Origin of the sequence: Kitasatospora sp. NPDC002227 (assembly GCF_040296285.1) — a bacterium.
Lineage (GTDB): Bacteria > Actinomycetota > Actinomycetes > Streptomycetales > Streptomycetaceae > Kitasatospora.
The window spans coordinates 1-24,408 of the sequence record NZ_JBEOWY010000040.1; the positions used below are offsets into that span (position 1 = coordinate 1).

At 72.6% G+C, this 24,408-nt stretch carries 30 protein-coding genes; 12 read left to right on the forward strand and 18 right to left on the reverse strand.

Annotation, left to right across the window (positions count from 1 at the left end; translation table 11 throughout):
- Positions 1–135 precede the first annotated feature (135 nt).
- The 3 genes from ABT095_RS27965 to ABT095_RS27975 form a co-directional block, all read right to left on the reverse strand.
- Positions 136–327 carry a hypothetical protein gene (locus tag ABT095_RS27965; protein WP_350532302.1) on the reverse strand — a complete coding sequence of 64 codons (192 nt, stop codon included), beginning with the start codon at positions 325–327 and terminating at the stop codon, positions 136–138.
- 133 nt (positions 328–460) lie between these two features.
- Complete coding sequence (locus ABT095_RS27970) at positions 461–997, reverse strand: hypothetical protein (RefSeq protein WP_350532303.1); 537 nt, start codon at positions 995–997, stop codon at positions 461–463.
- A 170-nt stretch (positions 998–1,167) separates the two neighbouring features.
- Positions 1,168–2,178, reverse strand: coding sequence for a LuxR C-terminal-related transcriptional regulator (locus ABT095_RS27975; protein WP_350532304.1), 1,011 nt, complete (start codon positions 2,176–2,178; stop codon positions 1,168–1,170).
- A 183-nt stretch (positions 2,179–2,361) separates the two neighbouring features.
- Here ABT095_RS27975 and ABT095_RS27980 point away from each other — a divergent pair, with 183 nt between their 5' ends.
- The gene (locus ABT095_RS27980) at positions 2,362–2,556 is read left to right on the forward strand and encodes a hypothetical protein (RefSeq protein ID WP_350532305.1); all 195 of its coding nucleotides are present in this window, start codon (positions 2,362–2,364) and stop codon (positions 2,554–2,556) included.
- Positions 2,557–2,597: 41 nt separating this feature from the next.
- Positions 2,598–2,843, forward strand: coding sequence for a response regulator transcription factor (locus tag ABT095_RS27985; RefSeq protein ID WP_350532306.1), 246 nt, complete (start codon positions 2,598–2,600; stop codon positions 2,841–2,843).
- A gap of 9 nt (positions 2,844–2,852) precedes the next feature.
- Here ABT095_RS27985 and ABT095_RS27990 read toward each other — a convergent pair whose 3' ends face one another.
- Positions 2,853–3,242 (reverse strand): RidA family protein, encoded by a 390-nt coding sequence (locus tag ABT095_RS27990; protein ID WP_350532307.1) that lies wholly within the window; start codon positions 3,240–3,242, stop codon positions 2,853–2,855.
- Between the two features lie 69 nt (positions 3,243–3,311).
- Positions 3,312–4,055 (reverse strand): Clp protease N-terminal domain-containing protein, encoded by a 744-nt coding sequence (locus tag ABT095_RS27995; protein WP_350532308.1) that lies wholly within the window; start codon positions 4,053–4,055, stop codon positions 3,312–3,314.
- A 237-nt stretch (positions 4,056–4,292) separates the two neighbouring features.
- Here ABT095_RS27995 and ABT095_RS28000 point away from each other — a divergent pair, with 237 nt between their 5' ends.
- Entirely contained in the window at positions 4,293–5,381 is a 1,089-nt protein-coding gene (locus ABT095_RS28000) for a TolB family protein (protein WP_350532309.1), read from the forward strand.
- On the opposite strand, the gene ABT095_RS28005 is transcribed toward ABT095_RS28000, so the two are convergent.
- The 3 genes from ABT095_RS28005 to lysA all read right to left on the reverse strand — a co-directional run bounded on the left by ABT095_RS28005 (position 5,382) and on the right by lysA (position 8,992).
- Complete coding sequence (locus tag ABT095_RS28005; RefSeq protein ID WP_350532310.1) at positions 5,382–5,960, reverse strand: hypothetical protein; 579 nt, start codon at positions 5,958–5,960, stop codon at positions 5,382–5,384.
- A gap of 46 nt (positions 5,961–6,006) precedes the next feature.
- Positions 6,007–7,611, reverse strand: a complete 1,605-nt coding sequence (locus ABT095_RS28010) for an alpha/beta hydrolase (RefSeq protein WP_350532311.1) — start codon at positions 7,609–7,611, stop codon at positions 6,007–6,009.
- A gap of 115 nt (positions 7,612–7,726) precedes the next feature.
- The gene (gene lysA, locus ABT095_RS28015; protein ID WP_350532312.1) at positions 7,727–8,992 is read right to left on the reverse strand and encodes a diaminopimelate decarboxylase; all 1,266 of its coding nucleotides are present in this window, start codon (positions 8,990–8,992) and stop codon (positions 7,727–7,729) included.
- 160 nt (positions 8,993–9,152) lie between these two features.
- Here lysA and ABT095_RS28020 point away from each other — a divergent pair, with 160 nt between their 5' ends.
- Positions 9,153–9,731 carry a DUF4291 domain-containing protein gene (locus ABT095_RS28020; RefSeq protein WP_350532313.1) on the forward strand — a complete coding sequence of 193 codons (579 nt, stop codon included), beginning with the start codon at positions 9,153–9,155 and terminating at the stop codon, positions 9,729–9,731.
- Positions 9,732–9,763: 32 nt separating this feature from the next.
- Here ABT095_RS28020 and ABT095_RS28025 read toward each other — a convergent pair whose 3' ends face one another.
- Positions 9,764–11,395 carry an RICIN domain-containing protein gene (locus tag ABT095_RS28025; protein ID WP_350532314.1) on the reverse strand — a complete coding sequence of 544 codons (1,632 nt, stop codon included), beginning with the start codon at positions 11,393–11,395 and terminating at the stop codon, positions 9,764–9,766.
- Positions 11,396–11,559: 164 nt separating this feature from the next.
- Positions 11,560–11,799: a chaplin gene (locus ABT095_RS28030; protein WP_350532315.1), complete on the reverse strand. Its 240-nt coding sequence runs from the start codon at positions 11,797–11,799 to the stop codon at positions 11,560–11,562.
- A gap of 215 nt (positions 11,800–12,014) precedes the next feature.
- Between ABT095_RS28030 and ABT095_RS28035 the strand changes: the two genes are divergently transcribed.
- The 4 genes from ABT095_RS28035 (at position 12,015) to ABT095_RS28050 (ending at position 13,449) form a co-directional block, all read left to right on the forward strand.
- The gene (locus ABT095_RS28035; protein WP_350532316.1) at positions 12,015–12,266 is read left to right on the forward strand and encodes a chaplin; all 252 of its coding nucleotides are present in this window, start codon (positions 12,015–12,017) and stop codon (positions 12,264–12,266) included.
- Positions 12,267–12,394: 128 nt separating this feature from the next.
- Complete coding sequence (locus ABT095_RS28040) at positions 12,395–12,637, forward strand: chaplin (RefSeq protein WP_350532317.1); 243 nt, start codon at positions 12,395–12,397, stop codon at positions 12,635–12,637.
- Between the two features lie 75 nt (positions 12,638–12,712).
- On the forward strand, positions 12,713–12,976 hold the full coding sequence (locus ABT095_RS28045; RefSeq protein ID WP_350532318.1) for a chaplin: 264 nt from the start codon (positions 12,713–12,715) through the stop codon (positions 12,974–12,976).
- Between the two features lie 92 nt (positions 12,977–13,068).
- Positions 13,069–13,449, forward strand: a complete 381-nt coding sequence (locus ABT095_RS28050; RefSeq protein ID WP_350532319.1) for a hypothetical protein — start codon at positions 13,069–13,071, stop codon at positions 13,447–13,449.
- Positions 13,450–13,518: 69 nt separating this feature from the next.
- Here the strand turns inward: ABT095_RS28050 and ABT095_RS28055 are convergent, their stop codons facing one another.
- On the reverse strand, positions 13,519–14,178 hold the full coding sequence (locus ABT095_RS28055; protein ID WP_350532320.1) for a hypothetical protein: 660 nt from the start codon (positions 14,176–14,178) through the stop codon (positions 13,519–13,521).
- 281 nt (positions 14,179–14,459) lie between these two features.
- On the opposite strand from ABT095_RS28055, the gene ABT095_RS28060 reads away from it, so the two are divergent.
- From ABT095_RS28060 to ABT095_RS28070, 3 genes are all read left to right on the forward strand, one after another.
- Positions 14,460–14,804, forward strand: coding sequence for a rodlet layer protein (locus tag ABT095_RS28060; protein WP_350532321.1), 345 nt, complete (start codon positions 14,460–14,462; stop codon positions 14,802–14,804).
- 92 nt (positions 14,805–14,896) lie between these two features.
- Positions 14,897–15,244, forward strand: a complete 348-nt coding sequence (locus ABT095_RS28065) for a rodlet layer protein (protein ID WP_350532322.1) — start codon at positions 14,897–14,899, stop codon at positions 15,242–15,244.
- 201 nt (positions 15,245–15,445) lie between these two features.
- A complete protein-coding gene (locus tag ABT095_RS28070) occupies positions 15,446–15,763 on the forward strand; it encodes a hypothetical protein (RefSeq protein ID WP_350532323.1) in 318 nt (105 codons plus the stop codon).
- Positions 15,764–15,841: 78 nt separating this feature from the next.
- On the opposite strand, the gene hemB is transcribed toward ABT095_RS28070, so the two are convergent.
- The 7 genes from hemB to ABT095_RS28105 form a co-directional block, all read right to left on the reverse strand.
- Positions 15,842–16,834: a porphobilinogen synthase gene (hemB, locus tag ABT095_RS28075; protein ID WP_350532324.1), complete on the reverse strand. Its 993-nt coding sequence runs from the start codon at positions 16,832–16,834 to the stop codon at positions 15,842–15,844.
- Positions 16,835–16,965: 131 nt separating this feature from the next.
- Positions 16,966–18,609 carry a bifunctional uroporphyrinogen-III C-methyltransferase/uroporphyrinogen-III synthase gene (locus tag ABT095_RS28080; protein ID WP_350532325.1) on the reverse strand — a complete coding sequence of 548 codons (1,644 nt, stop codon included), beginning with the start codon at positions 18,607–18,609 and terminating at the stop codon, positions 16,966–16,968.
- Positions 18,606–19,595: a hydroxymethylbilane synthase gene (gene hemC, locus ABT095_RS28085; protein ID WP_350532326.1), complete on the reverse strand. Its 990-nt coding sequence runs from the start codon at positions 19,593–19,595 to the stop codon at positions 18,606–18,608. Before hemC ends, ABT095_RS28080 begins: the two co-directional genes overlap by 4 nt.
- A gap of 44 nt (positions 19,596–19,639) precedes the next feature.
- Positions 19,640–20,992, reverse strand: coding sequence for a glutamyl-tRNA reductase (locus ABT095_RS28090; protein WP_350532327.1), 1,353 nt, complete (start codon positions 20,990–20,992; stop codon positions 19,640–19,642).
- 49 nt (positions 20,993–21,041) lie between these two features.
- On the reverse strand, positions 21,042–21,905 hold the full coding sequence (locus tag ABT095_RS28095) for a redox-sensing transcriptional repressor Rex (RefSeq protein ID WP_350532328.1): 864 nt from the start codon (positions 21,903–21,905) through the stop codon (positions 21,042–21,044).
- 101 nt (positions 21,906–22,006) lie between these two features.
- The gene (locus ABT095_RS28100; protein ID WP_350532329.1) at positions 22,007–22,738 is read right to left on the reverse strand and encodes a 3'-5' exonuclease; all 732 of its coding nucleotides are present in this window, start codon (positions 22,736–22,738) and stop codon (positions 22,007–22,009) included.
- 159 nt (positions 22,739–22,897) lie between these two features.
- Entirely contained in the window at positions 22,898–23,176 is a 279-nt protein-coding gene (locus ABT095_RS28105; protein WP_350532330.1) for a glutaredoxin family protein, read from the reverse strand.
- Between the two features lie 118 nt (positions 23,177–23,294).
- Here ABT095_RS28105 and ABT095_RS28110 point away from each other — a divergent pair, with 118 nt between their 5' ends.
- Positions 23,295–24,215 (forward strand): HAD family hydrolase, encoded by a 921-nt coding sequence (locus tag ABT095_RS28110; RefSeq protein WP_350532331.1) that lies wholly within the window; start codon positions 23,295–23,297, stop codon positions 24,213–24,215.
- Positions 24,216–24,408: the final 193 nt, after the last annotated feature.

Sequence of the window (24,408 nt, forward strand, 5' to 3'; positions counted from 1 at the left end):
GATGGCGGCGGCGACAGCGACGGAGAGGGCGGCCTGGCGGGTGAGGGCGGCGAACTTGGCCGGGGTCTCGAAGTTCATGATGATCTCCTTCTGGTTGAGGTGGGTCGAGCGAGGGGTCGAGCTGCGGGGCTGCGGTCAGATCACGTCCGGGTGGCACTCGCCGCAGGAGTCCGTGGTCACGTGGCCGGCGGTGACGGCGGCCGGCGTGGCGGCCATCGCCTGGGCGGAGGGCGCGAACACCGCGCCACCGATGGCGGCGGCGACAGCGACGGAGAGGGCGGCCTGGCGGGTGAGGGCGGCGAACTTGGCCGGGGTCTCGAAGTTCATGATGATCTCCTTCTGGTGATGGATGTGCCGAACTAGGGTGGTGATGTGGAGAGTTGGCGGCGCAAAAGTGGTGGCGCCGCTGCCGGGGCCCGGCCGCAGGAAGCAGGCCGGGTGCCCGGAGATCAGGGGTGGGTCAGGTGGTTGGCGTGCCCGTCGGGGGCAGGCTCAGCACCAGGGGGTGGACGGCCGGGCGGCCGTCCAGGGTGCAGCTCCAGCCGGGCGGCAGGAGCAGGGACTGCCCGCCGCGCAGCCGGAGGCGCGAGGCCGCCCGTCGAGCGGCGGCGGCAGTGGCCGCACCGACGGCGGGGTGGATCAGCAGGTCGCTGGCCCTGCGGCACTGGAGCAGGAGCAGATCGCCCTCGATTCCCGGCCGAGCCGGATCGGCCGGAAGGGCCGGAAGGGCCGCCCGCCCGGAGGCCCGCCGGAGATCCCGGACGGGGACCGGCAGGGCGTCCGAAGCCCGGCCGAGCAGAGACCCCAGGGCGGCGGCCACCTCGGCGGCGGCCTGTTCAGGCGTATGCATCAGCCCCCGGAGGGTACGGGCCGGCGGCTCGTACTCCGTCCACAGGACGGCTGGACCGCGCCCCAGTTGGGCCTTGACGAAGGCGGCCAACTCGGCGAGGTGGTTGTCGGCGGCACCAGCGTCGACCGGAGGTTGCTCCCACTGCACCTGTACCACCTCGTCTCCGCTCCATCCGGCCTGTTCGGGCCGCTCGCCCCTTCGGCGATGGCTCAATGCTGCGGCAGACGGCTGGACTTGGGAAAGTCACGGGATTCCGGTCCAGGAATGCCTGGACCTGTGCACAGGCCAGGTCCGCCGGGCCAGGAGCGGGGCGTCGGTCAGTCGTCGAGCAGCCCCGCGCGGGCGGCGGCGACACCGGCCTGGAAGCGGCTCTCGGCGCCCAGCTGCTCCATGATGTCGGCGATGTGACGCCGGGCCGTACGCAGCGAGAGGCCGACCCGGCGGGCGATCGTCTCGTCCTTGAGGCCGCCGGCCAGCAGCCGCAGGATGGTGCGGTCGATCTCCTGGGCGACCTGCCCGAGGCCTTCCTCGGCCGCCGTCACGAACGGACGGGCCACCGCCCAGGCCTGGTCGAAAATCTCGCAGAGGTACGCCACCAGCGACTCCTCGGTGACCACCACCGCGCCCATGGAGCCGTCGCGGAGCGGGACGAAGGCCCGGCGGCGGTCGAAGACGATCAGCCGGCCGAAGAGTTCGTGCAGGGTGCGGTATTCGGCACCGAGCTCGGCGGCGGCCTCCACGTACGCCTGGCTGGGGCCGTTGAAGCGGGCGGTGTGGTGGTAGAGGGTGCGCATCCTGACCCCCCGGGCCAGCAGCGCGCGGTCGCGGCGCAGCGCTTCCTGCATGGCCTCGGGCACCCGGGCACCCCCGCCTGGCTGACTGGCCAGCACCTCGCTGCGGCACTCGTCGGAGGCGCGGTCGAGGGCGGCCCGGACTTCGGGGAGGGTGGCGATGATCCGGCAGCCGTCTCCGGACGGCTGCCGGTCGCCGTCGAGGTAGTACGGGAGGAAGCTGGCCAGCCGGGCCTTCCCCTCGGCCAACTGCTGCTGACAGCTGGCTATCTGCGCCTCGATCGGGCCGGTGAGCAGGTCGACGGCGACCGAGGGCCCGACCGCGCGGCCCCGGGCCGGGTCCTGCGGGTCGGAGTGCACCAGGCCCCAGCCGGCCAGCCGGGCCAACGCCGGGGCGGCGGCGGCCGGGGCGAGCCCGATCGAGGCGAGGTGTTCCGCGAGCGCGTCGGGGTCGAGCCGGCCGTGCGCCAGCACCCAGGCGTAGGCGGCGGCATCGACCGGATCGGGGGCCGCGAGGGCCAAAGGCGGTACCGACATGTCCGTTACGTCCCTCGCTCAGGTTGCTGCCAGCGCAATTGGTGAGGTGGCCACTTGATGGAATCCGGGCCTCCTATTGCCCATGCTAGGGACATGTCACCGGCTGCCCCCGGGGATGCCCCCAAGGTCGTCACCTGTCTGCCCGGCCCGCCTCGTCCGGCGTGTCACCCGGAAGGTTCACCCATGAAGCGCACGCTCGTCATCGCCACCCTCGCCGCCGCCCTGTTCGGTTGCCTGGCGCCCACCGCCCCGGCCGCTCCGGCGGTGGCACGGATCGTCGCAGACGACACGGTGGCGCATCCCGCCATCGTCCTGATGGACGGTGACACCTCCTGGGGCGGTGCCTGCGAGACCCCGCAGTGCAAGCCCCTCTCCTGACCCGCACACCCCGGCCGTCCGACCCCCGAAGGAGCCCGACCGTGACCCCGAACGCCGCCGGCCCCGCTGCCTCCAGGACCGAATCGACCCTCAGCCGCCGCGAGTCGGAGGTGCTCGCCCTGCTCGCCCGCGGTGCCACCTACGCCGCCATCGCCCGCGACCTGCGACTCAGCCCGCACACCGTGGACACCTACCTGCGCCGGATCCGCGCCAAGACCGGCGCCACCGGCCAGGTCCAGCTCACCCTGCTCGCCTACCGGCTCCACGGGTTCCCGGCAGCCGCCTGAGCCTCGCCGCTACGCGGGGAGCACCGCGAGGGCGTCGATCTCCACCCGCCAGAGCGGGTGGACCAGGCCCCCGACCTGCACCAGCGAGCAGGCCGGGGGCCGTTCGGCGTCCTGGTGCTCGTCGCGGACCTTGCGGAAGGCGGGCAGGTCCGCCAGGTCGGTCAGGAAGACGGTCAGCTTGACCACGTGGGCGAGGTCGGTGCCCGCCGCCGCGAGCGCGGTGGCCAGGTTCGCGTAGACCTGGCGGAGCTGGGCCTCGGCGTCGCCCTCCCCCACCAGCTGCCCGGCCGCGTCCACCGGCACCTGGCCCGAGACGGCGACCATCGGGCCGGAGAAGAGCACGGCGTGGCTGTAGCCGTTGACCGGCGAGGCCCCTTCGGGCCGGACGAAGTGCTGCATCTGCTCCCCCTGAACGCCGAACACGGCCACCGGCCCGGGCACTCCCGGGCCGGTGGCCATTATGCGAGGTCAGCTCTCCGAGCCGGCCTTCAGGGCGGCGAGGGTCTGGGCGACGAAGGCCTCCACGGCGGGCTTTTCGAGCCCGGCGGTGGCCAACGGGCCGGTGCCCGCCTCCTGTTCGAGCAGGGCGAGCAGGATGTGCTCGGTGCCCACGTAGTTGTGGCCGAGCCGCAGGGCCTCCCGCATGGTCAGTTCGAGCGCCTTGCGCGCCCGCGCGTCGTACGGGATGAGCTCGGGCAGCTCGCCCTCGGCGGCGGCCGGGAGCGCGGCGGCGACGGCCTCGCGCAGCGCCGCCGGGGTGACGCCCTGGGCCTGCACCGCCAGCACGGCAAGCCCTTCGGGCTCGGCGAGCAGGCCGAGCGCCAGGTGCTCGGGGCCGATCTCCGGGCTGCGGGCGGCCTGGGCCTCGTTGTGCGCGGCCGTCACCACGTTGCGGGCGCGCGGGGTGAAGCGGCCGAAGCCCTGGGCGGGGTCGAGCTCGCCCGGCTCGCCCTTGGGGACGAACCGCTTCTGGGCGGCCTGCCTGGTCACCCCCATGCTGCGGCCGATGTCGGTCCAGGAGGCGCCGGAGCGGCGGGCCTGGTCCACGAAGTGGCCGATCAGGTGGTCCGCCACCTCGCCGAGGTGGTCGGCCGCGATCACGGCGTCGGAGAGCTGCTCGAGGGCGTCGGAGTGGACCTTCTTGATGGCATCGATCAGATCGTCGAGCCGTACGGAAGGCGTCAGCTGGAGCGGAGAAGTCGGATTCGCCATGCGTCAACCTTAGGTTGACACCCCCGCGACTGTCAACCATCGGTTGACAGTCGCGGGGGTGCCGGCTCAGTTGCACGGCTGTGACAGGAGAAGGACCCTTCGGGGACGTACCAAGCTGCACACTTCTCATGTCGCACAGAGGACACCGAGCACCAGCGGGCCGCAGGGCCCACCGGGGGGAGCAAGGCTCTGGCGCAATCCACCTGACCGCATGCCAGTTCCTTGGGGGGAACACTCATGTCCGCTCGCGCCCGCCGCCGCTCCGCCGCCATCGCCTTCACCGTCGCCGTCACCAGCGGCGCCGCCCTGATGCTGACCGCCTGCGACCCGTCCGCCGCCCCCGCCGGCAGCTCCTCGGCCAACGCCGCCGCCGGCTCCGCCCCGCAGAGCGCGGCCCCCGCCGCCCCGGCCGCGGCCCGCCCGAGCGCCGCCGCGCCGGCCACCCCCACCACCCGCCCGGCCGCCGACACCACGCCGGCCCGGCAGGCGCCGAAGCCCGAGCTGCCCACCGGCGCGGCCCTGGGCGGCCTGACCATCAGCGACGGCTCGCGGTACGTGGTGGTGAACGGCGGCCGGGTCGACTTCGGCACCGAGGTCCGCGACCTGGCGTGGTCCCCGGACGGTCACCGGGCCGCCTTCGTCAACGGCGCGGGTGACCTGGTGGTCTCCCGTCCGGACGGCAGCGACAAGGTCGTCGTCGCCAAGCACCCGGCGGGCGAGACCTGGTCCCACCCGGCCTGGCAGGTCGCGGCGGCCTCGCCGCAGGGCTACTTCCGCGCCAAGGACAACCTGTTCTTCGTCGCCGCCAAGGGCGGGGTCACCCGGCTGGAGAAGGTGGCCGCCACCGGCGGCACCCCGGAGCCGCTGCGCCTGGGCACCTACTCCGACGACAACGTGCAGCCGAACCCGGAGACCGGCAACCTCTGGCCGTCCGGCGCCGGCGGGCAGGGCTCCGCCGTCTACGCGAACAGCGGGACCGGCGAGGTCTTCGTCCGGGACGAGAACCTGCGGCAGCAGGGCGGCCCGGTGACCAAGGGCTCCGAGCCGGCGCTCTCGCCCGACGGTCACGAGATCGTCTTCGTCCGCTCGGTGGACGGGCACGACCACCTGTTCGCCCTCGACAGCGTCACCTACCCGCTGCCCGCCGCGCGGGACCTGACCCCGCACGCCACCACCGACTACACCGAGCCGGCCTGGTCCGCCGACGGCCGCACCATCGCCGCCCGCACGCCGGACGGCATCGTCACCCTCCCCGCGCACGGCTCCGCCGCGCCCGTCCTGGTCTCCACCGACCACGGCCTGCCGGCCTACCGGAACCAGGGCTGATCAGCTGCGGGCGAGCTCCGCCCGCAGCTCCTCGAGGTGGGTGTCCGCGGTGTCGTGGGGCAGGTACTCGACCAGGTCGAGGAAGCGGAACAGCACCTGACTCGACGTCACCGCGAACTCGTAGTCCGCGAAGCCGACCACCGCGCCGAGCGCGCCCCGGGCGGCGCCGCGGACCACGTGCTCGGTCAGCTCGTCCGGCTGCTCGGCGGTGAGGCCGCGGCGGGCGTTGGGCCGGGCCAGGTAGGGGCAGACCATCGAGGCGTACAGCATGCAGGCCCGGTGGCCGGGGGCCTCCAGGGTCGGGGCGAGGTTGCGGTACGGCCGCCCGGCGGCCAGCGCCTCGCCGATCGCCGCGCTCTCGGCGGCCCCGACCACCCGCCACACCGGCCCGCGCGGCATCAACTTCCGGCAGACCGAGCACAGCCGCTCGCGCGCGCACTCGGCGCTGCGGCCGTGGTCGGTCCGCGCGAACCGGGGTTCGCCGTCCTCCCACGGGGTGATCGCGGGTACGGGGTACCCGCGATCGTCCCGCGGTCGGTCCTGGACGGTGGGCGGCATGGGAACGAGGTCGAAGCGCACCCGCCCATACCTACCACCGTCCGGACCACACGTCAGCAGCGGGCCCTCAGACGGCCGGGAAGGCGTCCGCGTCGGGCTTGAGCAGCTGGCCCGCGGCGGGCACCTTGCCGTCGACCAGGTACGAGCTGACCATGCCGTTCAGCACCTTGCTGCTGCCGATCGCGCAGTGCTGGATCATGTCGACGCTGACCAGCACGGAGTTGCCCAGCTCGCGCTGCATGTTCCGGGCGAACTTGTACTGGGTGGCCGGGTCGTAGAGGTTGCCGATCACCATCACCGGGTTGGCGGTCTTCCGGTTCCACGGGCCGGAGAAGCGCTCCACGTCCTTGGCCCGGGACGGCCAGGTCGCGCACGGCGGCGCGTCGAAGGCCTGGTACCGCCCGAAGGTCGGCGCGTCCTTCTCCCAGGCGCCCGCGACGTTCGCGAAGACCTTGGGGTTGGACGGGTACGGCTTGTCCAGGCAGTTGACGCCGTAGTACGAGTCGTCGGCGGTGTACGCGGTCTCCGGCAGGGCCTCGCGCAGCGCCGCCGGGGCGGGCTGTGCCAGGGCGCTCGCGTCCGCGACCGACGCCGACGGCGCGAGCGAGGGGTGCGCACCGGCCTTGACGGCGGTGTCGAGCGCCTGCAGCGACTTGGCCAGCGGGGCCAGCTTGGACTGCGAGTAGAGCGCACTGGCGACCTGGCCGGTGAAGGTGCTCAGGGTGACGGTCGAGCCGTCCGGCAGGGTCACCGGGCTGGTGCGCAGGTGATCCCGCAGGGCGTCGAACTTCGCCCGGGTGTCACCGTCGCCGAAGGCGCAGCGCGGCGCGCCCGCGGCCTGGCAGCGCTTGAGGTACTCGTCCAGCGCGATCTCGAAGCCGGAGGCGCGCTCGCGGTCGTACTCCAGGCCGTTGTGCAGCCGCAGGTTCGGGTCGACGTTGCCGTCGATGATGACCGCCCGGACCTTCTTCGGGTACATGTTGGCGTAGGTCGAGCCGATCAGCGTGCCGTAGGAGAAGCCGACGAAGTTCAACTGCTTGTCACCGACGGCCTGCCGCATCCGGTCCAGGTCGCGCACCACGTTGATGGTGGACATGTGCGGCAGCAGCGCGCCCGCGTTCTTGCCGCAGGCGGCGGTGTAGTCCTTCATCGCGGCCAGCGTGTCGGAGATCTCGGTCTGCGTGACGGGCACACCGGTCATCCGGTTGCCGACGGCGTCCGCGTCCTCCTGGGTGGTGAAGCACTGCAGCGGGTTGCTGCGGGAGACCCCGCGCGGGTCGAAGCCGACCAGGTCGAAGCGGTCCTGCACGCTCTGCTCGAAGCGGGTGGTGGAGGCCCACAGGTAGCCGCTGCCGCCCGGGCCGCCCGGGTTGAGGAAGAGCGAACCGATGCGCTGGGCCGGGTTGTTGGCCCGGTGGCGCAGCATCGCGATGCCGATCGTCGGGCCCTTCGGGTGCGCGTAGTCGAGCGGCACCTGGTAGGTCGCGCAGTCGAAGGTCTTCGGGTCGGGCTTGGCGGGGAAGGGGTTGCACGGCTGCCAGTCGACCGGTGCGACCTTGGCCTCGGCCACGGCGTCGGGGTCCACGGGCGCCGCCGAGGCCGACACGGCCACACCGGGGACGAGTATCAGAGCGGTCGCCGCCGCCATCGCCACGGTCCTGGTACGGGACAAGGATTCCTCCTGGGGTTCTCATCGAACTCTCAGCTGACCGCCGGTCAGCCTGTCAGTTGATCGTTCGATGAGACAGCCCCGGTGCCAGGCGGACCCTCGCCGTGGCAGGAAACTGTCACGATGCCAAATCGGCCTCCAGCGCCAGGAGTTCTCCGATGCTCTGGCGGCGGCGGATCAGCCGGGTGCGGCCGCCGTCCACCAGCACCTCGGGGATCAGCGGCCGGGAGTTGTAGGTGGAGGACATGCTGGCGCCGTAGGCCCCGGTGTCGTGGAAGACCGCGAGGTCGCCGATCCCGCAGGCCGGCAGCGGCACGGACACCACCTCGCCGCCCGCCTCCTGCGTGAAGACGTCGCCCGACTCGCACAGCGGGCCGGCCAGCACGGTGTCGCGCGGCCCGCCGGCCAGCGGCTCCCCGGCCCGGCCGAGCAGCGTGACCCGGTGCCGGCTGCCGTACATCGCGGGCCGCATCAGGTCGTTGAAGCCGGCATCCACCAGCACGAAGTGGTTGCTGCCGACCGGCTTCTGGGCCCGGACCTCCGAGACCAGCACCCCGGCGTTCGCCACCAGGAACCGCCCGGGCTCGATCTCCAGCCGTACGGGGTGGCCGAGTTCGGCCGCCAGCTCCCGGCGGGCGGCGTCCCAGATCCGGTAGTACCGCTCGGTGTCCACCTCCGGCTCCCCGGGGGCGTACGGCACCGAGAGCCCGCCGCCGGCCGAGATCGCCCGCAGGTCGTGGCCGCTGAGCCGGGCCTGCTTGAGCATGGTCTCGCAGACGGCCTCCAGGTGGCCGTAGTCGACGCCCGAGCCGATGTGCATGTGGAAGCCGACCAGGTCCAGCCGGTGCGCGGTGACCAGGTCGAGCGCCTCGGCCAGGTGCTCGTGCCAGATGCCGTGCTTGCTGTGCTCGCCGCCGGTGTTGGTCTTGCGGCTGTGACCGTGGCCGAAGCCGGGGTTGATCCGGATCCAGACCTTGTGGCCCGGGGAGGCCTGCCCGAGCTGATCGAGCATCTGCGGGGAGCCGGCGTTGACCGGGACGCCCAGCTCGACCACCCGGCGCAGGGTCGGCCGGTCGAGCAGGTCGGCGGTGAGCACCAGCGGCTCGTCCTCGCCCTCGGGGCGGTACCCGGCGGTCAGCGCGCGCTCGATCTCGCCGAGCGAGACGGCGTCCACGTGCACGCCCTGCGCACGCATCAGCCGCAGGATGTGCACGTTGGAGCAGGCCTTCTGGGCGAAGCGGATCACGTCGAAGCCGCGCAGCTTCTCGATCTGCGCCCGGATCGCCCCGGCGTCGTAGACCCAGGCCGGGGTCCCGTACCGCTCGGCGGCCTCGGCCAGCAGTGCGCCGTCGATACCGCCCGGGAAGCTCCCCGCACCGCCCATGCCCTGCCCCGATCGCTCACGGCGGCCGGCGGCCGCGCCACGGGCTCGATCCTGCGCGACAAGGGGCCTTCGCCGCCGAACTGTCCACCAGCCGGATGCCGTCCGTCCCACGCCTGAAAAACTTGTTGTCCGAGCGGGCCGCTGCGGCAGGATGAGCGGTATGCCCAGACCCGTACGCCAGATCCGCGCCGCTCACGACGAGCGGACGATCACGGTCTACCAGGCCTTCTCCCCCGAGATCGCCGGCCCGGCGGCCGAGCTCGGCAGCTTCCCCGCCGCGTTCAACCGGGAGCGGATGACCTGGATCAAGCCCTCGTTCCTCTGGATGATGTACCGCAGCGACTGGGGCCGCAGCGCCGGCCAGGAGCGGGTGCTGGCGGTGACCATCCGCCGCCAGGGTTTCGAATGGGCACTCGGCCAGGCCGAGTTGAGCGGCTACGAAGCCGAGCTGCACCGCTCCCGGCAGGAGTGGCGGCGGGCCGTACGGCGGGCTCCCGCCCGGGTCCAGTGGGACCCTGAGCGCAACCTCGCCCTGCAGCCGCAGCGCTGCCGATCGCTCCAACTGGGCCTGCGCGGCGAGGCGGTCGAGCGCTACCTGGACGAGTGGATCGAGCGGATCGAGGACGTCAGCGCGCTGGCCGAGCGCGTCCGGCTGGAGCGGGACGCGGCGCTGCTCCCGGCCGAGCGGCCCTACCCGCTCCCGGCCGAGCTGGCCGCACGGATCGGGGCCGACGGCTGAGACTCCGGCCGCCGGCCCCGCCGTCATGACACTCAGCCGTGCAGGTACACGATGCCGAGCTTGGTCAGCTGCCACTGCTGGGCGCTGGAGCCGGAGTCGGCGGCCAGTGCGACCAGCGGGTTGCCCTGGGCGTCGGCCGCCGGGCCCGCGGTGGCCACCTTGGACTGGTCCTGCGAGTCGGCCAGCTCGTAGACGCCGGTGGCGGTCTGCTTGAAGACCCAGTGCTGGTTGCCGCCGCCGTTGCAGCCCCACTGCTCGAGCCGGGTGCCGGGGGCGGTGGAGGCGCCGGTGGCGTCCAGGCACATGTTCCGGTTGCCGCTGAAGTCCAGCTCGTAGCTGCCGCCGGCCTTGGCCTCCAGGACGAAGGACTGGTTCAGCCCGCCGGTCGCCGGGTACGTGATCGCGGCCCGGCCGTTGGTGCTGTCACCGTAGGTGCCGCCGCCCGTGAGGTCGAGCGCCTTGCCGGTGGCCAGGTTGGTCAGCTGGTACCAGGCACCGTCCTCCGGCCTGTCCGGGAAGGGCTGGCCGGGGGTGAGCGGTTCGATGGAGGTGCCGTCCTGCTGGTTCAGGGTGCAGAACGCCTCCTTCTGGTCCGGCTGCTGGTAGAACTGCGCCAGGCAGCCGCCCTCGCCGTGGTAGCCCGCGACCCGCAGGTGGTAGGACTGCCGCACCATGTTCATGCAGACGCCGGGGATGGAGATCTGCGAGTCACAGCCGTTGCGGGTCTTCTCCGAGGTGTCGATCACGTCGCCGTTGGTGTACTCGTACGGCGAGCTGGTCCACTCCGCGCAGACCTCGTGGCCGTAGCTGACCCGGCGCTGGTCGAGGTAGCGCACCCCGGGCACCTGCGAGGCGGCCGTCCGCAGCGCGTCGCTCAGCTGCGGCACCACCCAGTTGTGGCCCCAGGCCAAGTCCTCGGGGAAGGCCGGGCAGCCGTCGGCGATCTTGCCGATGTAGTCGTTGCGCCGGATGTCCGGGGTGATCGGGGTGAAGTAGGACTGGAACACCAGCTGGTAGGAGGAGTCGTCGTACCCGGCGGTGCGCATCGTGTTGCGCACGTCGGTGAGGGCGGCGACCACCTTGGGGACCACCTTCACGGCCCGCTGGCGGATCGAGTCGCTGCCGATGGTGTCGCGGCAGCCCTGGGACTGCGGGATCGGGAAGTACTGCGCGAGGCAGCTGAGCATGATCCCGCTGAAGTCGAAGTCGTCGTTGGCGCCGATCGTGACGACCACCATCTTCACGTTGTACTGGGCGGCGGTCTGGGCGAGTTTGACGTCCTGCTTGGGCTCGCCGAAGTCGCCGCTGCCGCCGCCGGTGATCTTCGCCAGCTCGGGGTCGCTGACCAGGTCACCGGTCTGGGCCCCGGAACAGGCCAGGTCGACCGGGGTGACGCCCGGCAGGCCGGTGACGTAGATCTCCGACCTGTCGTGCCGGTGGCAGTAGTTGGTGGGGGTGTCGGTACCGGCCTGGTAAGCGTCGCTGGTGTCGGTGCCGGCGCCCTCGCCGGAGATGGCGCTGTCACCGAGCGCCACGATCGCGGCCGGGCGGCCGTCGCGCAGCGAATCCGCATGCGCGGCAACCGAGTTGGGGATGGTCGAGAGAGCGAAGGCGGCTATCAGTCCGGCTGCGGTGAGCAGCGCGCGGGGCTTCGACCTGATCACGCGTGACTCCTTGCTGGGGTGGGGGGAACCGCTACAAAGATGAGCCAGGCTCACATGCTAGGTACTGACAAGTAATGCAACAAGAGTTGTGACAGCGAGCAGTTCGGGACAACGCGAAGGCCGCCGCCCCGAGTTGGGGGCGGCGGCCTCGAAGCGGCGTGAGGTCAGCCGACGTTGGCGCAGGAGTTGCCGAACGCCGGGTTCAGGGCGCCGATCACGCTGACGCTGTTGCCGCACAGGTTGACCGGGATGTGAATCGGAACCTGGACGTTGTTGCCGGAGATCACACCGGGGGAGTTGGCGGTGACGGCCTCGGCCTCGGAGCTGGCCACGGCGGAGCCCGCCCCGGCGGCGACCAGACCGGCGACGGCGGCGCCGACAGCGGCGGCCTTCTTGATGCTCATTTGATCTCCAGTGAGTAGTCAGGGGGGTGGAAACGGACGTGCGCCATCCTCAACGGGAGCCGGCTCCAACAGTTGTGCCCCGCAGGGGACATTCACCCGCAGGTAGCAATCAACGGCATTCGGGTGATCACGAAAGGCACCCGTTTCCCCTCGGGCACTGCGTCGTTCTTCCTGGCGAAACAGGCTTCACCCAACCCCAGAAATGAGAAGGCATCATGCGCAAGCTCGCCTACGGTGCGTTCGGCTCCGCGGCCACCGCGGCCCTGCTGCTCGGCGGCGCCGCTGCCGCTTCGGCCCACGCCCATGGCGCGTCGGCCGAGGCCGCCACGGTGAACTCCCCGGGCGTCGGCTCCGGCAACAGCATCCAGGTCCCGGTGGACATCCCGGTCAACCTGTGTGGCAACACGGTCGACGTGATCGGCGTGCTGAACCCGGCCTTCGGCAACTCCTGCGCCAACGTCTACTGACCCTGGCGTGCCGACGGCCGCCCCTCGGGCGAGCTGAGCAGATGCCCCCAGTACATCGGGCGACGGCCACCGCCGCGCCCGGCACCCGACCGGTGACGGCCGGGCAACAGAGCGAAGGAAGAAACACCATGCGCAACTTCAAGAAGGCTGCCGTCCTCTCGATCGCCGCCGCCGGCCTGGTGCTCGGCTCGGCCGCCGCGGCCACCGCCTCCTCCGAGGCCGAGGCCGTCACGGCCAACTCCCCCGGCGTGCTCTCGGGTAACAGCATCCAGGTCCCGGTGCACATCCCGCTCAACGTCTGCGGCAACACCGTCAGCGTGATCGGCCTGCTGAACCCGGCGTTCGGCAACTCCTGCGCCAACGTCGGCTGACCGAGCCCCCACTCGACGGTGCCCCGCTCCGGCGGGGCACCGCTCTCCGCACCATCAACTAGGAGAACCACTCCCATGCAGAACGTGAAGAAGACCGCCGTCATCTCCGCCGCCGCCGCCGGCCTCGTGCTGGCCGGTGCGGGCACCGCGCTCGCCTCCGCCGAGGCCGAGGGCGTCACCGCGGGCTCCCCCGGTGTCATCTCGGGCAACAGCGTCCAGGTTCCGGTGCACATCCCGGTCAACCTCTGCGGCAACAGCGTCAACGTGATCGGCCTGCTCAACCCGGCCTTCGGCAACTCCTGCGCGAACGTCGACGCCGGCAACGACGACGACTGCTGAGTACGCCCCCGCGTGACCCACTGCCCCTCGGCCACCCCAGGCCGGGGGGCAGTTCGGCTTCCGACCGACCACCGCCCCCGGAAGGATTTCTGATGACCCGTAGGACCAGCGGGCTGGGCCTGGCCGCCGTCGGCGCGGCCCTGCTGCTCGGCACGGCCGCCGCACCGGCCGCCGAGGCCGCCGACCAGCCCGAACTGCCGACGCCCTCGGCGCACCTGTCCAAGACCGACCTCGCGGCCGGCCTGCACGGCACCACGAGCGCCCTCGGGTACGCCTTCGCGCCCGCCAAGTCGCTCCGGCTCGACCCGTTCGCCCAGTCCTCCGCCGACATGCTCAACAACGTCGTCGCGGTCAAGCCCGACCAGGGTCTCGCCCCGGTCAGCACCGAGACCGTCACCGGCCCGCTCAGCAACGGCGGCGGCGCCAAGGACCTGGTCGGCGTCGGCCCGGCGCTCGGCCTGCTGCCGGGCTGAACCGCCCCAGGGCGTACGCGGGGCCCGGCACCAGGGGAGACGGTGCCGGGCCCCAGCCGCGCCGGGCGGTCAGTCCGTGGCGTTGAGCACCTCGGCCGTGGTGCCGGTGGCGGTGGCGGCCAGGTCCTCCATCGCACCGGTCACCGAGATGTGCTTGTCCGGGCTGCCCAGGGTGGCCTGGGCGCCGGGCACGGCCTGGACCGGAGCCGTGATCACCTGCGGGTTGAGGTCGCCGAAGGCGATGTCGCCGTCCTGCCGCCCGTCCGGACCGTCCACCAGGGACAGCGGCTGGCCCATCGTCAGGGCGGGGCCGGCGGTGTGCAGCGGCGCGGCGGGCGCGTCCAGCAGCAGCTTGCCCAGCTCGGCGCTGCGGTCGGCCGCGGGCAGCGGCACCGCGGCCTCCAGGGACGGGCCGACCCGGCTGGTGTTGACGGCCGGCACCACGTGGTCCGGGATGAGCTGGTGCTTGGCGTGCTCCTCCGGCACCGGCGGCATGACCAGCGAGGTGGGGATGCCACCGGAGATCTTCCCGCCCTCGGGCAGCACCCCCAGCTTGTCGGTCGCGCCACCCAGCGGGATCTCGAACGGCACCTCCCTGGTGGACAGCTCCTTCTCGACCGCCGCGACCTGACCGGGCGTCATGTCCGCCGCGGCGGCCAGCCCGGGGGCGGCGACGACACCGGCACCGGCCGCGAGAAGCAGGGCACCTGCCCGCTTGGAGAGCTTCATTCGATTCACCGTTCTGTCTGTCGGTCTGTCGGTAGCTGGGGATCTGCGAGAGCCGCAATCAATCGCTCAACGAGACAGCCACGGGCGGATTGCGAGGGTTAACCGGTTCGGACTAATAGTCAGACCGGCGAGTGGGCCGAAGGGTGATCCGGAAAGAGTCCTCCGGAAATCCGCGTAACTTTCCCGGCGGTCATTCTTTGATTGAGGTGTCGCAGCCACGGCGGCGGCAGGGTCGGGAAATCCGCCCCTCGGCTCGCCGGAAATTCAGAGAGGTTCTCCCCATGCTCAAGAAGACTTTCGCGACCGTCGGTCTGGTCGCCGCCGCCGTGGCCGCCGCGGCTGCGCCCGCCAACGCGATCGGTGACCACGACGGTTCGGCCGGCTCGATGCAGGGCAACGGCGGCACCAACGCGACCGGCACCTGGGGCAGCCACAGCCCGAACTTCCACTTCGCCGACAACCCGAACATCTGCCTCCCCGAGATCCACAACATCGGTGTCGCGGTGCTCGGTGTCGCGGTGCCGGTCGAGGTCAACGCCCTGAGCAACCAGCCCCACCAGACCTGCGTGGTCGGCGAGGGCACCCAGGGCAGCGGCGACGGCGGCGTCTCCCACCTGGTCGGCTGACCAGTCGGTCCCCAGAACGGCCGTACCGCCAGTCCGGCCCGCTCTTCGAACCACCCCGCTCCACTCATCCAAGATCCGAAAAGGACAGAACAATGATCAAGAAGGCTCTCGCCACTCTCGGCGTTGCCGCTGCCGGTCTGGCCATGGCCGCCTCCCCCGCGATGGCCATCGTCGACTCGGACGGCTCCGCCCAGTCCACCCAGGGCAACGGCGGCACCAACGCGACCGGCACCCAGGGCAGCCACAGCCCGAACTTCCACACCCTCGACAACCCGAACATCTGCCTGCCCGAGGTCCACAACATCGCTGTTGCGGCGCTCATCGGTGTCGCGGTGCCGGTCGAGGCCAACGTCCTCAGCAACCAGCCGAAGCAGATCTGCGACGTGGGCCAGAACACCCAGGCCTCGGGCGACGGTGGCGTCAGCCACCTGATCGGCTGATCTGCCGCAGCACCAGCCGCAGGGCCCGGGGGAGCGTCCCCCCGGGCCCTGCGGCCTTTCGCCGTCCAGGCCGAGGCGTCACTCCGGTGCCTCGGCGCGGCACTCCGCCAGGCCGTCACCTGATGTGACAGCCTGCTCACACAGCCTTATCACCGCAGCTCAGAACCCCTGCCGGGTGAGCTGCACGAGAGAGGACAGACCATGAAGAGCAAGCTGGGCAAGGCCCTGCTCGTCACCGTCGGCGCGCTGGCCCTGGCCGGTGTCTCGGCCCCCGCGTACGCCCACGTCGCCGCCGGTGGCGGCGGCGAGTTCTTCGCCACGGCCGAGTGCCCGTTCCTCGCGGGCGAGCAGCACGGCTGGGGTGCGACGGACCACGTCTTCGCCGCGGGCGAGCAGCACGGCTGGGCCACCGACCACTCGATCGGCGGCGGTCAGGAGGGCATCGCCATCATCCACGACCACCACGGCGGCATGATGGGTGGCGGCGACATGGGTGGCGGCGGCGAGGACGACTGCTGACGCAGCCTCACCGAGAACTCCGGAGGCCGGGCCCCGCTGTGGGGAGCCCGGCCTCCGGCCTGTCGTCGTACGGGGCCCTCAGCGAATCCCGGCGGTCAGCATCCGGGCGGCCTCGACCGCCCAGTAGGTCAGGATCTGCTCGGCGCCCGCGCGGCGGATCGAGGTGAGCGTCTCCATGATCATCCGCTCGCGGTCCACCCAGCCGTTGGCGGCGGCCGCCTCGACCATCGCGTACTCGCCGGAGACCTGGTACGCGGCCACCGGCACCGGGGAGGCGTCGGCGACCTGCCGCAGGATGTCCAGGTAGGCCATCGCCGGCTTCACCATCACCAGGTCGGCGCCCTCGGCGACGTCCTGCTCCAGCTCGCGCAGCGACTCCCTGGCGTTGGCCGGGTCCTGCTGGTACGACTTGCGGTCACCCTTGAGCGAGGAGCCGACGGCCTCGCGGAACGGGCCGAAGAAGGCGGAGGCGTACTTGGCGGTGTAGGCCAGGATGCCGGTGTCCTGGAAGCCGGCCTCGTCCAGCGCGCGGCGGATGACGCCGATCTGACCGTCCATCATCCCGGACGGGCCGACCAGGTGGACGCCCGCCTCGGCCTGCACCAGGGCCATCTCCCGGTACCGCTGCAGGGTGGCGTCGTTGTCCACGCTGCCGTCCTCGGCCAGCACGCCGCAGTGCCCGTGGTCGGTGTACTCGTCCAGGCAGAGGTCGGACATCACCACCAGGGCGTCGCCGACCTCGGAGACCACGTCCCGGATCGCGACCTGCAGGATCCCGTCCGGGTTGGTGCCCTCGCTCCCGACGGCGTCCTGCACCTCGGGCACCCCGAACAGCATGATCCCGCCGAGGCCGGCCTCGGCGGCCTCGACCGCGGCGCGGCGGAGGGTGTCGCGGGTGTGCTGGACGACTCCCGGCATCGAGCCGATCTCGCGGGGCTCGGTGATCCCCTCCCGGACGAACGCCGGGAGGATCAGCTCGGCCGGGTGGAGCCGCGTCTGCGCGACGAGACGCCGCATCGCGGGGCTCTGCCGCAGACGGCGCGGCCGCACATGGGGGAACTCAGCGGGCATCACTTTCTCCTCTTACAGCAACCAGAGCAGGGGCGCGAGGCTGTGCTTGATTCACTGCGTGCGCGCGCAACCGTGCACCTTCGTGAGTGCCTGGTCGCGCAGTTCCTCGCGCCCCTGGGTGGTGCAACTGACTAGCGAGCTTTCCTGCGGCTCCCCGGCCGCCGCTCACTCGGACGGTACACCGGCTCGCCCGCCGCGACGGCGGTGTCGCGGCGGCCCGCGCCGAACTCCGCCAGCGCCTGGGCGAGAGCGGCCGCGGAAGGCGCGGGCGCCATCACGTCCACCCGCAGGCCGTGCTCCTCGGCCGTCTTGGCCGTGGCCGGGCCGATGCAGGCGATGATCGTGACGTTGTGCGGCTTGCCGGCGATGCCGACCAGGTTGCGGACGGTCGAGGAGGAGGTGAAGAGGACGGCGTCGAAGCCACCGCCCTTGATCGCCTCGCGGGTCTCGGCCGGCGGCGGCGAGGCGCGGACGGTGCGGTAGGCCGTCACGTCGTCCACCTCCCAGCCGAGCTCGACCAGGCCGGCCACCAGGGTCTCGGTGGCGATGTCGGCGCGGGGGAGCAGGACGCGGTCGATCGGGTCGAAGACCGGGTCGTACGGCGGCCAGTCCTCCAGGAGGCCGGCGGCCGACTGCTCGCCGCTCGGGACGAGGTCGGGCTTCACACCGAAGTCGACCAGGGCCTGGGCGGTGGTCTCGCCGACCGCGGCGACCTTGATGCCGGCGAAGGCACGGGCGTCGAGCCCGTACTCCTCGAACTTCTCCCGGACGGCGCGCACGGCGTTGACCGAGGTGAAGGCGATCCACTCGTAGCGGCCGGTCACCAGGCCCTTGATCGCCCGCTCCATCTGCTGCGGGGTGCGCGGCGGCTCGACCGCGATGGTCGGGACCTCCTGCGGGACGGCGCCGTAGCCGCGCAGCTGGTCGGAGAGGCCGTGGGCCTGCTCCTTGGTGCGGGGCACGAGGACGTTCCAGCCGAACAGCGGCTTGGTCTCGAACCAGGAGTGCGAGGACCGGTGCGCGACCTGCTCGCCGACCACGGCTATGACCGAGGTGGCGGGGTCGACCGGGGCCGAGACCGGCGAGGGCAGCACGCGGGCGGCCTTCAGGTCGGCGGCGATGGTCGACAGGGTGGCGGTGAAGGTCCGCTGGCGGGTGGTGGTGCCGGAGAGGGTCGCGCAGAGCGCGGCGTCCGGCTTGCGGCCCTGGGCGACCAGCGCGTTGGCGGTCGCGGGCAGCTGGCCAAGCGTGGTGCGGACCACCAGGGTGGTCTCCGGCGCGCCGAGGTCGAGCAGGGCGCCCGCGAGCAGCGCCGCGCCGTCCACGAAGCGCACGTCCGCGCCCTGGCTGCCGCGCAGCGGGACACCGGCGTAGGCCGGGACGCCGACGGACTGGGCGACGCCGGGGACGACCTCGAAGGGGATCTCGGCCTGGGCGCAGCGCAGCATCTCCTCGGCGGCGCAGCCGTCGAGGCCCGGGTCGCCGTCGACGGTGCGGACCACGTGCTTGCCCGAGCGGACGGCCTCGGCGACCAGCTTGGCCACGTCCAGGCCGTCCTCCTCGCACGGGGTGTGCACCTGGATGCCCGCCGGGCAGTGGGTGCGCACCGCGGCGGCGGTGAGCGGGTCGGCGATCAGGATGTCGGCGGAGGCCAGCACGTCGACCGCGCGCAGGGTGAGCAGTCCGGGGTCGCCGGGGCCCGCTCCGAGGAAGGTGCAGCGACCTGCCGGGGTGGCCGGCGTGGTGGTCGGGCTGGTGGCGGCGGTGGGGCTCATCGGGCGCGCTCCCCCATGAGAGTGGCCGCACCCGCGTCGAGCAGCCGGGCGGCGAGCGCGTGGCCGAGGGCCGTCGCCTGCCGTTCGGCCGTCTCGTCGAGGAGCAGCGGGCCAGTGGCGGTCATCTTCAGCAGGGTGGCGCCGTCGACGGTGCCGACCACGCCCTCCAGCCGCAGTTCGGTGCCGTCCCAGGCCGCGAGGGCGGCCACGGGGGCGGAGCAGCCGGCCTCCAGGGCGGCCAGCAGGGCGCGCTCGGCCGTGACGGCGGCGCGGGTGGGGGCGTGGTCGAGCGCCGAGAGCCCGGCGGCCAGCTCCGGGGAGACGCACTCGATGGCGAGCGCGCCCTGGCCGGGGGCCGGGAGCATCAGCTCGGTGTCCAGGTGCTCGGTGATCTCGGTGCTGCGGCCGAGCCGGTTGAGGCCGGCGGTGGCGAGCACCACGGCGTCCAGCTCGCCCTTGGCGACGTAGCCGATCCGGGTGTCCACGTTGCCGCGGATCGCCACCGTCTCCAGCGCCGCGCCGCGCTCGGCGGCCCAGGCGTTGAGCTGGGCCATCCGGCGCGGGGAGCCGGTGCCGATCCGGGCGGTGTGCCCGGCGGTACCTTCCGCGCGGCTCTTCTCCACCAGCTCCTCGAGCGTGAGCCCGTCGCGGGCCACCAGGGCGTCGCGCGAGTCCTCGCGCTCCGGCACGGCGGCCAGGATCAGGCCCTCGGGGGCGGCGGTGGGCAGGTCCTTGAGGGAGTGCACGGCCAGGTCGATCTCACCCGCGAGCAGTGCGTCGCGCAGGGCGGAGACGAAGACGCCGGTGCCGCCGATCTGGGCCAGTGCCTCACGGGAGGTGTCCCCGTAGGTGGTGATCTCCACCAGCTCGACGGGCCGCCCGGTCACCCGGATGACCTCGCGGGCGACCATGCCCGACTGCGCCATGGCGAGGGCGCTGCGGCGGGTGCCGAGGCGCAGCGGCGCGGCTGACTCTTGACCATTCATCAGGTGATCGTCCCGGTCGTGCTCGTGGGGGTCTGTCGGGTGGTTCATCTGGGGCTCCCGCCGGTGACGGGAGTGGGGGGTCCGGCCTGGGCGCCGATGGGGGTGCCGGAGACAGCCTGCACCGCAGCGAGATCCAGGTCGAACAGCTCGCGCAGCGCGTCGGCGTACCCGGCGCCGCCGGGCTCGGCGGCCAACTGCTTGACCCGCACGGTGGGGGCGTGCAGCAGCTTGTCGACCACGCGCTTGACCGTCTGCGAGACCTCGGCGCGGGTGCGCTCGTCCAGGTCGGGCAGCCGGGTGTTGAGGCGGCCGAGCTCGCTCAGCACCACCTCGGAGGCCATCGCGCGCAGCGCGACGACGGTGGGCGCGATCCGGGCGGCCCGCTGGGCCGCGCCGAAGGCGGTGACCTCGTCGGCGACGATGCCGGTGACGGCGTCCACGTCCCCCGCGCCGGGCGCGGCGGCGTCGGCCTCGGAGAGGCTCTCCAGGTCGACCAGGAGCGCGCCGGGCAGCTCGTGCAGGGCGTGGTCCACATCGCGCGGCATCGCGAGGTCGAGGAAGGCCAGCGGGGTGAGGCCCTCGCGGGCCGCCGCCGCGTCGGCGACGTCCTCGGCGGTGATCACCACGCCGGCCGCGCCGGTGCAGGAGATCACCAGGTCCACCTCGCCCAGGGCCTTGGGCACCTCCGCGAAGTCGATCACGCTCGCGTGCGCGACGTCGAGGATCTCCGCCAGCCGCTCGGCCCGCGCCCTGGTCCGGTTGGCGATTCTGAGCTCGCCGACGCCCGCGCGCACCAGGGTGGCGGCGGCCAGCGAGCTCATCGAGCCGGCGCCGACCACCAGGGCCCGCATGCCGGCGATGTCACCGGTGGTCCTGGCGATCTGGTCGAGCCCGAAGGTGACCAGCGACTGGCCGGCCTTGTCGATCCCGGTCTCGCTGTGCGCCCGCTTGCCGACCCGCAGCGCCGTCTGGAACAGCTCGTTCAGGCCGCGCCCGGCGGTGTGCTCCTGCTGGGCCCGGGCCAGCGCGTCGCGCAGCTGGCCGAGGATCTGGCCCTCGCCGACCACCATCGAGTCCAGGCCGCAGGCCACCGAGAAGATGTGGTGGACGGCGCGGTCCTCGTAGTGGACGTACAGGTGGGAGGTGAGCTCCTCCAGGTCCACGCCGCTGTGGTGGGAGAGCAGCAGGGAGAGCTCGGCGACGCCCGCGTGGAACTTGTCCACGTCGGCGTAGAGCTCGATCCGGTTGCAGGTGTTGACCAGGGCGACCTCGCCGACCGTCTCGTTCGCGGCGGCGTCGCGCAGCAGCAGGGCCGGGGTGTCACCGGTCAGCGCGGCGCGCTCGAGCACCCCGACGGGGGTGGTGCGGTGGCTCAGTCCAACGACGAGAAGACTCATGCCCGCCCCTTGTCCGTACAGCCGCTGTGGTTCTGGTCGCGATGGCCGCTCATGCGGGCATCACCGCGGAGAGGTCGCCCTCCTGGCCGGGCTTGCCGCCCTTGCCGGAGTCGGGCTTGGCCGGGCCCCCGCCGGCGGCGCGGCGGAGCTTGGCGGCGGCGGCGCGGACCGGGCCGGGGGCGCGGTCGAGCACCGAGTCACCCCGGTCGGGCTCCTCGCCGGCCTTGCGCTGCTCGTGGAAGGCGAGGATCTGCAGCTCTATCGACAGGTCGACCTTGCGGACGTCCACGCCGTCCGGCACCGACAGCACGGTGGGCGCGAAGTTCAGGATGCTGGTCACACCGGCCTCCACCAGGCGGTCGCAGACCTGCTGCGCGGCGCCGGGCGGGGTGGTGATCACGCCGATCGAGACGTGCTGACCGGCGACGATCTCCTCCAGCTCGTCCATGTGCCGCACCGGCAGGCCGGCGGCGCTGCCGCCGACCACGGCCGGGTCCGCGTCGAGCAGAGCGGCCACCCGGAAACCGCGGGAGGCGAAACCCCCGTAGTTGGCCAGCGCGTGCCCGAGGTTCCCGATGCCGACGATGACGACCGGCCAGTCCTGGGTCAGGCCCAGCTCGCGGGAGATCTGGTAGACGAGGTACTCGACGTCGTAGCCGACCCCACGGGTGCCGTACGAGCCGAGGTAGGAGAAGTCCTTGCGCAGTTTGGCGGAGTTGACCCCGGCGGCGGCGGCCAGCTCCTCGGAGGAGACGGTCGGCACCGAGCGCTCGGAGAGCGCGGTGAGGGCCCGCAGGTAGAGCGGGAGCCGGGCGACGGTCGCCTCCGGGATGCCCCGGGCACGCGAGGGTCGGCGCGAGGCGCCCTGGTCGGGCCCCTGCGAACTGCTCTGTGGTGATCGGCCGATTGCCACGGTGCTCCTGTGGGTGAAGCTGGGCTTTGGCAGCCAGGCTATGCGTTTGTGAACGTGTGCACAAAGATGGTGTCCGATTTGTCCCCGCACAGTGATGCGCATCACTCGCCATCCAGTGCGGTCAGCACCAGGGCCGGGTGCTCGCCGCCCTGCGGCCACGGGCCGAAGGCGGCCTCCCGCCGGATCAGCGCGGGCAGCCCCGGGCGGGGGCGGGGCACCGGGCGGTTCAGCCGCGGCCAGGGCACCTCGGCCGCCGCGCGCAGCGGCTCGGCCCAGTCGGCGGGCGGGCAGTGCAGGGTACGGACGCAGTGCCGCAGCAGATCGGCGGTGGCCCGGGCGTCACCCAGGGCGGTGTGCGCCGGGTACCAGCCGAGCCCGGCCGCCTCGACGCAGGCCGCCAGGCCGTACCCGCCGGCCCCGGCCAGGTGGCCACGGGCCAGCCGCATGGTGCACAGCAGCGGCACCGGCGGCAGGACTATCCCGATCCGGGCGAACTCGCGGGCCAGGAACGCCTGGTCGCAGCTGACGTGGTGGCCGACCAGGACCCGGCCGGTCAGCCGCTCCAGCAGGTGCGGGGCGACTTCGCGGAAGCGCGGGGCGCCGACCACGTCCTCCTGGGCGATCCGGTGCACATGGGTCGGCCCGACCGGCCCGAGCGGGTCGAGCAGGGTGGAGAACTCGCCCTCGGGCCGCAGCTGCTCGTCGAGCAGCACCACCGCGACCTCCACCACCCGGTGGCGCCACGGGCTCCGGCCGGTGGCCTCGATGTCGACCACGGCGTAGCCACGGCTGCTCCCCCAGCGGGGAACGGCCAACTGCCGACCAAGAGGCATGAAGCACTCCTCTGTCTCCAGGCCCCCGGCGGACAAAACGTTTAGATCGTAAGCCGACCAATGCAGGAGGAGAAAAGCCTTTCAGGCACACCACGGCAACGATTCGGCGACTCACCCCCGCCGTCCGGCGGGGGCGCACGGGGGCGCCAGGCGGCGCGGCTAGGCTCCGAGCGCCGAGCGCAGGCGCTGCTCGTCCACCCGCCAGAAGTCGTGCTGCCGCCCGTCCACCAGGGTCACCGGGATCTGCTCCCAGTACGCGCGGTACAGCTCCTCGTCCTCGGTGATGTCCTTCTCCTCGAAGGCGGCGCCCAGCTCACCCGTCACCTTGAGGATCACCTCGCGGGCGTCGTCGCACAGGTGGCAGCCGGGCTTGCCGATCAGGGTGACCGTGCGGTCGGCGGGCTTCTTCTTGGGGTCGCGTCGCAGCAGTGGGCTCACCGGCCCATTGTCGGCCACAAGGACAGGCCCTACGGGCCACACCCCGGACGCGGGCTGTTAACGACTGGGGCATGCCGCGGCCATGGGGGGATTAAGCCGGGCTGACTATGCTCGGTGCATGGCCGCGTTGCGAAGGCTCACCCAGGCAAGGCGTACCCCGACCGAGCGGACCGCCCTCGCGGGCGAGGCCGCCGCCGAGGCGGCCGAGGCCGCGCTCCGGGCCGTGCCCCGGCGCGCGCCCAAGGAGGACCACACCCCGACCCCGGGTGATCCGCAGGCCGCCGCCTTCTTCGACTGCGACAACACCATCCTGCGCGGCGCCGCGATCTTCTACCTCGGGATCGGCCTCTACCGCCGCCGCTTCTTCAGCCGCTGGGACGTGGTCCGCTTCGCCTGGCAGCAGGCCTCCTTCCGCCTGCTCGGCTCGGAGGACCCGGCGCACATCGCCGACGCCCAGGACACCGCGCTCGGCCTGGTCGCCGGCAAGCGGACGGCCGAGCTGGAGCAGATCTGCGAGGAGATCTTCGAGCAGGTCATCGCCGAGAAGATCTGGCCGGGCACCCGGGCGCTGGTCCAGCTCCACCTGGACGCGGGGCAGCGGGTCTGGCTGGTCACCGCCGCACCGCTCGAGGTGGCCCGGATCATCGCCCGCCAACTCGGCATGACCGGGGCCCTGGGCACCGTGGCCGAGGCCGTCGACGGCGTCTACACCGGCCGGCTGGTCGGCGGCCTGCTGCACGGCGAGGCCAAGGCCGCCGCCGTCTCCGCCCTGGCCCGGCGCGAGCAGCTCGACCTCTCCCACTGCGCGGCCTTCAGCGACTCCGCCAACGACATCCCGATGCTCGCCCTGGTCGGCCACCCGTACGTGGTGAACCCGGACGCCACCCTGCGCCGCCACGCCCGCCGCATGGGCTGGCGCATCCGCGACTTCCGCACCGGCCGCAAGGCCGCCCGCATCGGCCTCCCCGCCGCAGCCGCCCTCGGCATCCTGGCCGGCCTCGCGGCCATCACCCTCGCGGAGCGGAGGAAGCGGCGGTAGGCCGCGCCCGGTCACGCAACGTCACGCTTACGGGCGAAAAAACCGACCTGCTCCGATCCCGCTCGGGCCTGACCGATTCCGATCGTTCGACTCCTCGCCAAACTCGGCGGTTGCCGAGCGCCTGGACGGGGAAACCGCCGCCTCACCTGCCAAATCTGTCACTTGGGGTGCACACTCGATCACTTGGAGCGGA

Bases quoted from the DNA above. Each gene is read 5' to 3' on its own strand.
- ABT095_RS28065 (WP_350532322.1), top strand. From the start codon at position 14,897: ATGATCAAGAAGGCTCTCGCCACTCTCGGCGTTGCCGCTGCCGGTCTG.
- ABT095_RS28030 (WP_350532315.1), bottom strand. From the start codon at position 11,799: ATGAGCATCAAGAAGGCCGCCGCTGTCGGCGCCGCCGTCGCCGGTCTG.
- ABT095_RS27980 (WP_350532305.1), top strand. From the start codon at position 2,362: ATGAAGCGCACGCTCGTCATCGCCACCCTCGCCGCCGCCCTGTTCGGT.
- ABT095_RS28100 (WP_350532329.1), bottom strand. From the start codon at position 22,738: ATGCCTCTTGGTCGGCAGTTGGCCGTTCCCCGCTGGGGGAGCAGCCGT.
- ABT095_RS28070 (WP_350532323.1), top strand. From the start codon at position 15,446: ATGAAGAGCAAGCTGGGCAAGGCCCTGCTCGTCACCGTCGGCGCGCTG.
- ABT095_RS28110 (WP_350532331.1), top strand. From the start codon at position 23,295: ATGGCCGCGTTGCGAAGGCTCACCCAGGCAAGGCGTACCCCGACCGAG.
- ABT095_RS28035 (WP_350532316.1), top strand. From the start codon at position 12,015: ATGCGCAAGCTCGCCTACGGTGCGTTCGGCTCCGCGGCCACCGCGGCC.
- ABT095_RS28055 (WP_350532320.1), bottom strand. From the start codon at position 14,178: ATGAAGCTCTCCAAGCGGGCAGGTGCCCTGCTTCTCGCGGCCGGTGCC.
- ABT095_RS28080 (WP_350532325.1), bottom strand. From the start codon at position 18,609: ATGAGCCCCACCGCCGCCACCAGCCCGACCACCACGCCGGCCACCCCG.
- ABT095_RS28045 (WP_350532318.1), top strand. From the start codon at position 12,713: ATGCAGAACGTGAAGAAGACCGCCGTCATCTCCGCCGCCGCCGCCGGC.
- ABT095_RS27975 (WP_350532304.1), bottom strand. From the start codon at position 2,178: ATGTCGGTACCGCCTTTGGCCCTCGCGGCCCCCGATCCGGTCGATGCC.
- ABT095_RS28060 (WP_350532321.1), top strand. From the start codon at position 14,460: ATGCTCAAGAAGACTTTCGCGACCGTCGGTCTGGTCGCCGCCGCCGTG.
- ABT095_RS28000 (WP_350532309.1), top strand. From the start codon at position 4,293: ATGTCCGCTCGCGCCCGCCGCCGCTCCGCCGCCATCGCCTTCACCGTC.
- hemC (WP_350532326.1), bottom strand. From the start codon at position 19,595: ATGAATGGTCAAGAGTCAGCCGCGCCGCTGCGCCTCGGCACCCGCCGC.
- ABT095_RS28020 (WP_350532313.1), top strand. From the start codon at position 9,153: ATGCCCAGACCCGTACGCCAGATCCGCGCCGCTCACGACGAGCGGACG.
- ABT095_RS28050 (WP_350532319.1), top strand. From the start codon at position 13,069: ATGACCCGTAGGACCAGCGGGCTGGGCCTGGCCGCCGTCGGCGCGGCC.
- hemB (WP_350532324.1), bottom strand. From the start codon at position 16,834: ATGCCCGCTGAGTTCCCCCATGTGCGGCCGCGCCGTCTGCGGCAGAGC.
- ABT095_RS27990 (WP_350532307.1), bottom strand. From the start codon at position 3,242: ATGCAGCACTTCGTCCGGCCCGAAGGGGCCTCGCCGGTCAACGGCTAC.
- ABT095_RS28090 (WP_350532327.1), bottom strand. From the start codon at position 20,992: ATGAGTCTTCTCGTCGTTGGACTGAGCCACCGCACCACCCCCGTCGGG.
- ABT095_RS27995 (WP_350532308.1), bottom strand. From the start codon at position 4,055: ATGGCGAATCCGACTTCTCCGCTCCAGCTGACGCCTTCCGTACGGCTC.
- lysA (WP_350532312.1), bottom strand. From the start codon at position 8,992: ATGGGCGGTGCGGGGAGCTTCCCGGGCGGTATCGACGGCGCACTGCTG.
- ABT095_RS27965 (WP_350532302.1), bottom strand. From the start codon at position 327: ATGAACTTCGAGACCCCGGCCAAGTTCGCCGCCCTCACCCGCCAGGCC.
- ABT095_RS28040 (WP_350532317.1), top strand. From the start codon at position 12,395: ATGCGCAACTTCAAGAAGGCTGCCGTCCTCTCGATCGCCGCCGCCGGC.